Here is a 1,509-nt window from a genome sequence, read left to right on the forward strand (position 1 = left end):
ATACAGGTTCCGCCTCCGGTAAAGGTTCCGGTGCTGGTGCTGGTGCTGGTTCGGGTGCTGCTTCGGGAACTGGTTCTGGTTCGGGAGTTAGTACAGGTTGGGGAGTTGGTTCCGGAGCAGGTTCTGGTACAGGTTCCGCCTCCGGTACAGGTTCTGGTACAGTTTCTGGTGCATTTTCTGGTGCTGGTTCGGGAGTTGGTTCCGGTGCAGTTTCTAGTACAGGTTGCGGTTCTGGTGCATTTTCTGGTGCATTTTCTGGTGCTGGTGCAGTTTCTAGTACAGGTTGCGGTTCTGGTGCATTTTCTGGTGCATTTTCTGGTGCATTTTCTGGTGCATTTTCTAGTGCTGGTGCTGGTACAGGTTCTGGTGCTGGTACAGGTTCTGGCTCTGGTGCTGGTACAGGTTCAGTATCGTTATCAACGTTTGTAATACTAACATCAGCAACAGCAAGACCGTCATACTCACTATCACCGCTTGTTGCTGTTGTCTCTAATATAAAATTGACATCCCCATCTACTTCTGTGTCATCTACTCCTGTAACTTTTAATGTTTGGGAAATATTCCAATTTGCTGGAGTAAATGTGACGCTACTAACATCTACCGTTCCCTCTGTTGTGTCATTTGAAGCAACTGTTACTACTACATCATCATTAGGTTGACTGTTTAATACTATCTTCAAGCTGGCTGTTGTCCCATCTTCGCTTGTGCTTAAGTTTGCACGAGAAACAGTTATTCCTGGCGTACCTTCATTTTCGTCTGTGACAGTAACTGCAATAGTTTGGATATCATTTCCATCATTGCTGTCTGATGCAGTGACTTCTACCTCATAAACGTTGTATTGGTGTTCATCTGTTGGTAACTCGAAGTCGGGACTTGTCTTGAAGGTTATTTCTCCGCTGTTTTCGTCTATTTCAAATAAATCAGAGTCTGCTCCTCCTGTAATAGAATAATTTATTGTATCCTCATCAGCATCTTCGGCAGTTACAGTAGTTACTGTACTAGTATTTTCGGCGACTGTTGCTGTATTATCGCTAGTAATAATAGGGGCATCATTTTCGGGGGTGACATCTATGGTGATGGTGTTGGCTGTTTCACTGTCTTCTGTACCGTCATTCACGGTAAAGTTAAAGTTGGCGTAACCTGTGCCGTTGGCATCTGTTTCTGGAGTAAATACTAGCTTGGGAATGTCTACTGCTGTTATTACTTGGTTGGCTGTTACGTCTGTTTCGTTTAGTTGTAATGTGCCTGCTGCTGGCAGGGTGGTTATTGTAATAGATGCTAAAGTATCTCCGTCCTCTATGTCGTTAAAGCTAAAGTCGGTTTCAGCAAATGTATGGTTGTTGTCTTCTCCTATGGTGATGGTTTTGTCTGCTGCTGTGGGGGCATCGTTTTCGGCTGTGACATTTATAGTTATAGTATGTGCTGCTACGCTGTCTTCTGTACCGTCGTTGACTGTAAAGTTAAAGTTGGCGTAACCTGTGCCGTTGGCATCTGTTTCTGGAGTAAATA

Annotated in this window: 1 protein-coding gene; it reads right to left on the reverse strand. The window is 44.5% G+C overall.

Annotation, left to right across the window (positions count from 1 at the left end; translation table 11 throughout):
• Positions 1 to 1,509: Ig-like domain-containing protein (locus ACP6PK_RS15270; protein WP_426560540.1), on the reverse strand; the 1,509-nt coding region annotated here is incomplete at both ends.

Origin of the sequence: Dapis hubbardiae BLCC-M172 (genome assembly GCF_050016015.1) — a bacterium.
GTDB lineage: Bacteria > Cyanobacteriota > Cyanobacteriia > Cyanobacteriales > Microcoleaceae > Trichodesmium.